The organism is Curtobacterium flaccumfaciens (genome assembly GCF_051548005.1).
Taxonomy (GTDB): domain Bacteria; phylum Actinomycetota; class Actinomycetes; order Actinomycetales; family Microbacteriaceae; genus Curtobacterium.
In genome coordinates, this window is the sequence record NZ_JBPUGH010000019.1 from 25912 (window position 1) to 34041 (window position 8130).

The 8130-nt window shown below is 71.1% G+C and carries 7 protein-coding genes; 5 read left to right on the forward strand and 2 right to left on the reverse strand.

The window, feature by feature from the left end; translation table 11 throughout:
* Nucleotides 1-56 precede the first annotated feature (56 nt).
* Entirely contained in the window at nt 57-875 is an 819-nt protein-coding gene (locus ACSW7Y_RS04535; RefSeq protein ID WP_438125148.1) for a cytochrome c oxidase assembly protein, read from the forward strand.
* A gap of 411 nt (nt 876-1286) precedes the next feature.
* On the opposite strand, the gene ACSW7Y_RS04540 is transcribed toward ACSW7Y_RS04535, so the two are convergent.
* Together ACSW7Y_RS04540 and ACSW7Y_RS04545 are read right to left on the reverse strand one after the other, a co-directional pair.
* Nucleotides 1287-2966: a DHA2 family efflux MFS transporter permease subunit gene (locus ACSW7Y_RS04540; RefSeq protein WP_438125149.1), complete on the reverse strand. Its 1680-nt coding sequence runs from the start codon at nt 2964-2966 to the stop codon at nt 1287-1289.
* Nucleotides 2963-3571 (reverse strand): PadR family transcriptional regulator, encoded by a 609-nt coding sequence (locus tag ACSW7Y_RS04545; protein WP_438125150.1) that lies wholly within the window; start codon nt 3569-3571, stop codon nt 2963-2965. Before ACSW7Y_RS04545 ends, ACSW7Y_RS04540 begins: the two co-directional genes overlap by 4 nt.
* A gap of 145 nt (nt 3572-3716) precedes the next feature.
* On the opposite strand from ACSW7Y_RS04545, the gene purS reads away from it, so the two are divergent.
* The 4 genes from purS to ACSW7Y_RS04565 are packed head-to-tail and all read left to right on the forward strand — an operon-like array spanning nt 3717 to nt 8050.
* Nucleotides 3717-3968, forward strand: a complete 252-nt coding sequence (gene purS, locus ACSW7Y_RS04550) for a phosphoribosylformylglycinamidine synthase subunit PurS (protein ID WP_438125151.1) — start codon at nt 3717-3719, stop codon at nt 3966-3968.
* Nucleotides 3969-3973: 5 nt separating this feature from the next.
* Entirely contained in the window at nt 3974-4669 is a 696-nt protein-coding gene (gene purQ / locus ACSW7Y_RS04555) for a phosphoribosylformylglycinamidine synthase subunit PurQ (RefSeq protein ID WP_438125154.1), read from the forward strand.
* Nucleotides 4670-4707: 38 nt separating this feature from the next.
* The gene (gene purL / locus ACSW7Y_RS04560; RefSeq protein WP_438125152.1) at nt 4708-7089 is read left to right on the forward strand and encodes a phosphoribosylformylglycinamidine synthase subunit PurL; all 2382 of its coding nucleotides are present in this window, start codon (nt 4708-4710) and stop codon (nt 7087-7089) included.
* A gap of 40 nt (nt 7090-7129) precedes the next feature.
* Nucleotides 7130-8050 (forward strand): 2-hydroxyacid dehydrogenase, encoded by a 921-nt coding sequence (locus ACSW7Y_RS04565; protein ID WP_438125153.1) that lies wholly within the window; start codon nt 7130-7132, stop codon nt 8048-8050.
* Nucleotides 8051-8130: the final 80 nt, after the last annotated feature.

Sequence of the window (8130 nt, forward strand, 5' to 3'; positions counted from 1 at the left end):
CGCCGTCGACACCCGAGTTCTGGTCAACGTGGCGGTTCGACCCGCTCGCCGCCGCCATGATCGGCGTCGCCGTCGTCGCGTACGGCTGGTGGACGGTCGGCGCCGTCCGTCGCGGAGCCCGCTGGCCGTGGTGGCGGACCCTGTCGTTCGTCGTCGCGGTCGGGCTCTTCGGGGTGGCCCAGTTCGGCATCGTGGGCGTGTTCGCCGAGCACCTCCGCTGGGCGTTCGTGCTCCGACTGTCGGTGCTGTTCTTCGCGGTCCCCACCTTCAGCGCACTGGCGGCGCCGGTCTCGTTGCTCCGGACGGGAGGCCCGGATCGCCTCGCGCGCGCCGCCACCGCCGCACTCGGGTCGCGTCCGGTCCGCGTCCTCGGCAACGCGATCGTCTCGCCCCTGGTGGCCCTCGCGCTGTTCGCCGTCCTGCTGACCCCGTGGTCGGCGACGATCCGGACGTCCCCGGTGTGGGCGGTGGCGATCACCGTGCTCGTCCCGGTGCTCGGCTTCGGCTTGCTCGCGCCGCTCGCCGAGCCGGGGATCCTGCGGTCGTCGACGTTCGTGACCGCGGAGTTCCTGCTGGCGTTCGTGGAGCTCATGCTCGACGCGATCCCGGGCATCGTGCTGCGGATCACGAACCACGTGCTCGACCACGCGACCACGGCGCTCGTGGGGAAGGCCTGGTACCCGTCACCGTTGCAGGACCAGCACCTCGCCGGCGACCTGCTGTGGTTCATCGCCGAGGTCGCGGACATCCCGGTCCTCATCTCCTTGTTCGTCCGGTGGCAGCGGACCGACCGCCGCGAGGCGAAGGCCGTCGACGACCTCACCGACGAGGAGATGGAGGCGCTCACCCGGGCACACCTCGAGCGTCGCGGGTAGTCGGGGGAGCAGCACGGTCTCGGCCGAGTCCGTCGACCGATGCAGAACGACGCCGCCGCTGTCGTTCGACAACGGCGGCGTCGTTCGGAGTCGGCCGGGCCGGGCGGGGCGAAGGCCCGGGCACGCGCACGTGCGCGCGACACGATCGACATCGCGCGTGTCGATCGACGTGTGCTTCGTCGCACGAGGCGCTCGCATCCGATGCACGGGCATCTTCCGACGCCGCACCTGTCGATCGACGCGTGCTTCGTCGCTCCCGCGCCGCGGCGTGCGGCCACCGACGGACACGGCAGTCCGAGGTGACCGACGCGTTCGGCGACCCCACGACGGACGACGGACGACGCCGCCGCTGTCGTTCGACAACGGCGGCGTCGTTCGGGGTCGGTCGCGCGCGGACTCGCCCGGACCGGGCTACGCCTCGGCGTGCCGCCCGTGGTGGTCGGTCGCGGCGAGCTCGGCCTCGGGGGTCTCCGGGGTGGGAGCGGCCGCGCGCACGCCGTGGCGCTCCGAGCCGGCAGCGGCAGTCGCGGACGACCGCGCGGCGGCGGGTGCCGGCGTCGAGCCGCCCTGCGTCGCCACGGCACCGGTCTGGTGCCAGGCCACGGTCTGCTTCGGCTTCGCGAGGAACAGCGCCGCGACGATGCCGACGAGCAGCACCAGCGCCGGGAGGGCGAGCGACTGCCCCATGGCCGTCGCGAACGGCTGCTGCAGGAAGTCCGGGAGCGTGCCCACCTGCTGCTCGGCACCGCCACCCGTCGAGCCACCCGAGCCGGACGGGAAGTTCGCGGTGATCCGAGCCTCGATCAGCGCGGCGATGCCGGCCGAACCGAGCACCGCACCGATCTGCCGCGTGGTGTTGTAGACACCCGAACCCGCACCCGCGAGCTTCGGCGGGAGGTTGCGCGTCGCCGAGACGGACAGCGGCCCCCACATGCAGGCGTTGGCGAGCCCGAGGAGCGTCGACGGCAGGAGCACCCAGCCCCAGGCAGCGCCCGAGGCGAGCAGCGAACCGAACCAGAACAGCGCGCCCGAGAAGCAGGCGAGGCCGAACGCGGCGACCCAGCGGAGGCTCCACCGGTTGAGGTTCTTGCCGACGAGCGGTGCGAGCCCCGCGGACAGGACGGCCTGCGGCACGAGCAGGAGCGCGGCCTGGGTCGGGCTGAACGTCAGGACGTCCTGCGCCCACAGCATGATCGGCAGCGCGAACGACGAGATCGCGACGCCCACCGAGGTGATCGCGATGTTCGCGAGCGTGAAGTTGCGGTCCGTGAAGAGCCCGAGCGGCAGCAGCGGCTCGCCCTTCTGCACGCCCTGCCACACGACGAACGCGGCGAGCACGACGACGCCGGCGATGATGAGCGACCAGACCGAGATCGGCCCGGTGATGGTCCCCCAGTCGTAGGTCTCGCCCTCCTGGATGCCGAACACGAGCAGGAACATGCCGACCGCGCTCAGCACGATGCCGAGGTAGTCGAACCGGTGCCCGTGCCGCTCGAACGAAGGAACGAAGCGCTGCGCGAGCACGAAGGCGACGACACCGACGGGGACGTTCACGAAGAAGATCCACTCCCAGCCGAAGCCGTCGACGAGCAGGCCGCCGACGATCGGGCCGACCAGGGACGCGACACCGGCGACGGCACCCCAGAGCCCCATCGCGGCACCACGGTTCTGCGGCGGGAAGATGCGCGTGATGACCGCCATCGTCTGCGGCGTCATCATCGCGGCACCGAGGCCCTGCACCACGCGGGCGAGGATGAGCACCTCGATCGACCCGGCGAGACCGCACCAGAGGCTCGACAGCGTGAACACCACGAGTCCGGTCTGGTAGAGCACCTTCGGGCCGAACCGGTCACCGAGCCGCCCGGTGATGAGCAGCGGCACGGCGTAGGCGAGCAGGTACGCGCTCGTGACCCAGATCACCGCGTTGATGTCGGCGTCCAGCTTCGCGGCGATGGTGGGGGTCGCCACCGACACGATGGTGGAGTCGACGAGGATCATGAAGAAGCCCACGACCAGCGCCCAGAGCGCGGGCCACGGCTTCTTCTCCGTGTCCGTCCCTGCGGTGGTCGGCTTCGCGCCGGAGGTGGTCATCGAGTGTGTTCCTTCGTCTCGTCGTCTGCTGTGGTGGGGACGGCCGGGCCGTCCCAGGGGAGTTCGCCGCGCTCGATGCGGTCGGCGGTCGCCGAGAGCCACTCGATCTGCGCGGTGAGCATGGCACGGACGTACGACACGTCCAGCCAGAAGCGGTCGGCCAGGCGCTTGGCCTGGAGGCCCGTGGCGGCTTCGTCGTACACCGCGTGCTCAGCACGCAGCGCGTCGGCGCGTGCTCGCAGGGCGGTGACGGCGTCCGCGGCGGTCAGGTTGTCGACGTGGGACACCGCGAGCTGGAACTCCGGGTACTCGTCGGCCGGCTCGGCGATCATCCGTCGGAGGCCGTCCTCGAGCGCAGCACGACCGTGGTCGGTGATCGCGTAGGTCGTCCGTTCCGGACGGTTGCCCTCGCGCGCGGTGCCGAGGGCCTCGGCGTACCCGAGCTCCACGAGACGGCCGATCTGGTGGTAGAGCGTGCTCGGACGGACCTTGACGTTCTGGTCCTCGCGACGCTGGAGCATCGTCTGGAACATCTCGTACGGGTGCATGGGGGCCTCGGCGAGGAGCCCGAGCGCGGCGAACGCGAGCGGCGTGAGCGACGCCATCCGTGCCTCCGGTCCGATGTTCGAGGGCGACTATTCGACTTGGAATATACGCCTTGGACGAATTCTCCACAACCGGTCGGGCGCGCCGCGCCCGCCGCCTAGACTGTTCCCGTCCCACCCATCCCCGAAGTGCTGGAGTGAACACGTGCCAACGATCGTCGTCGAGGTCATGCCCAAGGCCGAGATCCTCGACCCGCAGGGCAAGGCGGTGGGCAACGCGCTCGCCCGTCTCGGCAAGTCCGACCTGACCAACGTCCGCATCGGCAAGCGCTTCGAGGTGAGCGTCGACGGTCCGGTCGACGACGCCAAGCTCGCCGAGGTCCGCGAGATCGCGGCCGACGTCTTCTCGAACGCCGTGATCGAGGACGTCGTCTCCGTCACCGTGCAGGACGCGTGACGCGGATGCGCATCGGCGTCATCACGTTCCCGGGCTCGCTCGACGACCGCGACGCCCAGCGCGCGGTCCGTCTCGCCGGCGCCGACCCCGTCGCCCTCTGGCACGGTGACCACGACCTGCAGGGCGTCGACGCGATCGTGCTCCCCGGCGGGTTCTCCTACGGCGACTACCTCCGTGCGGGCGCGATCGCCGCGAAGGCCCCGATCATGGCCGAGGTCATCGACGCGGCCGGCAAGGGCATGCCCGTGCTCGGCATCTGCAACGGGTTCCAGATGCTCGCCGAGGCCCGTCTGGTGCCCGGAGCACACACCCGCAACGCGCACCAGCAGTTCATCCGGCGCGACCAGAAGCTCCGCGTCGAGACCACCTCGACGGCGTGGACGAGCGGCTTCACGGCGCAGCAGGAGATCACCATCCCGCTGAAGAACGCCGACGGACGCTTCGTGGCCGACGCCGACGAGATCAAGCGCATCGAGGACAACGGCCAGGTGGTGTTCCGCTACGTGGGCGTGAACCCGAACGGGTCGATCGACGACATCGCCGGCGTCTCGAACGAGCGCGGCAACGTCGTCGGCCTCATGCCGCACCCCGAGCACGCGACGGAGCCCGGGTTCGGCCCGGACACCCCCGCGGCGATGGCCTCCGGCACGGACGGCCTCACCTTCTTCACCTCCGTGATCGAGTCGACGCTCGTCAAGTGACCGGCACCACGACTCCAGTGACAGGGAACGACACCACCGTGACGAACGACGTCCGCCCGAAGCCCGACACCGTCCAGGACGCCGCCGCGACGCCCGAGAAGGAGCAGCCGTACGAGGCACTCGGGCTCAAGGCCGACGAGTACGCCCGCATCAAGGAGATCCTCGGCCGCCGCCCCACGTCGGGCGAGCTCGCCATGTACTCCGTCATGTGGTCGGAACACTGCTCGTACAAGTCGAGCAAGAACTACCTCCGGCAGTTCGGCAAGAAGGTCACGCCGGAGATGACGAAGAACCTCATGGTCGGCATGGGCGAGAACGCCGGGGTGGTCGACATCGGCAACGGCTGGGCCGTCACCTTCAAGGTGGAGTCCCACAACCACCCGTCCTACGTCGAGCCGTACCAGGGTGCCGCGACGGGCGTGGGCGGCATCGTCCGTGACATCATCTCGATGGGTGCCCGCCCGGTCGCCGTGATGGACCAGCTCCGCTTCGGCGCGATCGACCACGAGGACACGCAGCGCGTCGTGCACGGCGTCGTCGGCGGCATCTCGTTCTACGGCAACTGCCTCGGCCTGCCGAACATCGGTGGCGAGACCTACTTCGACCCGGTGTACCAGGGCAACCCGCTCGTCAACGCCCTCGCGGTCGGCGTGCTCCGGCACGAGGACCTCCACCTCGCTAACGCCTCGGGCGCGGGCAACAAGGTCGTGCTGTTCGGTGCCCGCACGGGTGGCGACGGCATCGGCGGCGCCTCGATCCTCGCGTCCGACACCTTCACCGAGGGCGGCCCGACGAAGCGCCCGGCCGTGCAGGTCGGCGACCCCTTCGCCGAGAAGGTGCTCATCGAGTGCTGCCTCGAGCTCTTCCACGAGGAACTCGTCGAGGGCATCCAGGACCTCGGAGCCGCCGGCATCTCCTGCGCCACGAGCGAGCTGGCGAGCAACGGCGACGGCGGCATGCACATCTCGCTCGACGACGTCCTGCTCCGCGACCCCACGCTGACGGCGGAGGAGATCCTCATGTCGGAGAGCCAGGAGCGCATGATGGCGGTCGTCCGCCCCGAGAAGCTCGACGAGTTCCTCGCCGTCGTCCGCAAGTGGGAGGTCGAGACGAGCGTCCTCGGCGAGGTCACCGGTACCGGCCGCCTCGTCATCGACTGGCAGGGCCAGGAGATCGTCAACGTCGACCCGCGCACGGTCGCCGTCGACGGCCCGGTCTACGACCGCCCGGTCGCCTACCCGGCGTGGATCGACGCGCTGCAGGCCGACTCGGCTGCCTCGCTCGACCGGCCGGCCGACGGCCCGGCGCTGAAGGCCCAGTTCCTGCAGCTCCTCGGGTCGCCGAACCTCGCGTCGAAGAACTGGGTGACGAACCAGTACGACACCTACGTCCTCGGCAACACCGCGCTGTCCTTCCCGGACGACGGCGGCATGATCCGCGTCGACGAGGAGACCGGGCTCGGCGTCACCATCGCCACCGACGCCAACGGCCGCTACTGCCAGCTCGACCCGAAGCAGGGCGCGCGCCTGGCCCTGGCCGAGGCGTACCGGAACGTCGCCGTCACCGGTGCGGTCCCCGCCGCGGTCACCGACTGCCTCAACTTCGGTTCGCCGGAGAACCCCGAGGTCATGTGGCAGTTCTCCGAGGCCGTCGAGGGCCTCGCCGACGGCTGCATGGAGCTCGGCATCCCGGTCACCGGCGGCAACGTGTCGTTCTACAACCAGACCGGCACGACCCCGATCCACCCGACCCCGGTGGTCGGAGTCCTCGGGATCATCGACGACGTCGCCCTCCGCGTCCCGTCCGGCTGGCAGGACGACGGCCACAACGTCTACCTGCTCGGCACGACCTCGCTCGAGCTCGACGGCTCGGCGTGGGCCGGCACCGTGCACGGGCACCTCGGCGGGCGTCCGCCGGCGGTCGACCTCGAGCGGGAGAAGGCCCTCGCCGACCTCCTGCACGCCGCGGCGGGCGAGCAGCTCCTGACGAGCGCGCACGACCTCGCGGACGGTGGCCTCGGGCAGTCGCTCGCCGAGTCGGTGCTCCGCTTCGGCATCGGCGCGCGGATCGTCCTCGACGAGCTCGAGACCCGCGACGGCGTCGACACCGCGACCGCGCTCTTCTCGGAGTCGACCGGCCGCGTCGTCGTGACCGTCCGGCGCGAGGACGACGTGCGGTTCCAGGGCCTCTGCGAGGGTCGCGGGTTCCCGGTGCTCCGCATCGGCGTGACCGACGCGACGAGCGGTTCGCTCGAGGTCCAGGGGGCGTTCGAGGCGACGATCGACGAGCTCCGTGGCACGCACGCCGCGACCCTCCCGGCCCGCTTCGGGGACGTCATCACCGAGGACGTCACCGAGGGCTACGTCGGCCGTGGTCCGCTCGACGACCACGGGTCGTTCTCGCCGCGGGCCGACTCCTGATCGTGCCCGACCCGAGCACGGTGACGACGGGCATCGTCTGATGCCCGTCGTCACCCTCCCGTTCCAGGAGCTCGTCGACCGCTTCGGGCCGGTGCCGGACGGCGTCGAACTCGCCGTGTGGGACGTCGAGCGGCCGTTCGACCGCCCGGACGAGGTCGCGATCACCCTGCTGCCGTTCTACTTCGGCGGTCGCCACCGCTGGCAGTTCGTGCACGACCTCCCGAACCTCGAACTCCTGCAGCTGCCGAGCGCGGGCTACGAGCACGCCGTCCCGCACGTCCCCGGGCACGCACTGCTCGCGAACGGGCGCGGCATCCACGACGACGAGACCGCCGAGCTCGCCGTCGGCCTCGCGCTGACGAGCCTCCGCGAGCTCGGCGCGTTCCAGGCCGACCGGGCGAACGGCGTCTGGGACGCCCGGACGACACGGTCCCTCGCCGACCGTCGGGTCACCGTCGTCGGGTACGGGGCGATCGGCTCCGCCATCGCGAGCCGGTTCGAGGCGTTCCGCACCGAGGTCACGGTGGTGGCCCGGACGGCACGCGAGCAGGACGGCCGCCAGGTGCACGGCTTCGACGAGCTGCCGGCACTCGCAGCGACGACGGACGTGCTCGTGCTCATCACACCGCTCACCGACGAGACCGAACGACTGGTCGACGCCGAGCTGCTCGCTGCGCTGCCGGACGGCGCCCTCGTGGTGAACGTGGCGCGCGGCAAGGTCGTGGACACCGATGCCCTCGTCGCCGAGCTGCGCTCCGGCCGGCTCTCGGCGGCACTCGACGTCACCGATCCCGAGCCGCTCCCGGCCGGTCACCCGCTGTGGACCACGCCGAACACCGTGCTGACCCCGCACGTCGGCGGCAACACCGACCTCAGCGTCCCGCGCTCGATCGAGTTGGTGCGTCGACAGGTGGCCGCGCTCGTGGAGCGCCGTCCCTTCGAGAACGTCATCGAGCGCTGACGGCGGCGAGTGCGCCGACAGCAGTCAGCGCGCTGACGGCAGCCGACGCTGCTCCGGCCGCCGGCCGGAGCGCGCTGGCC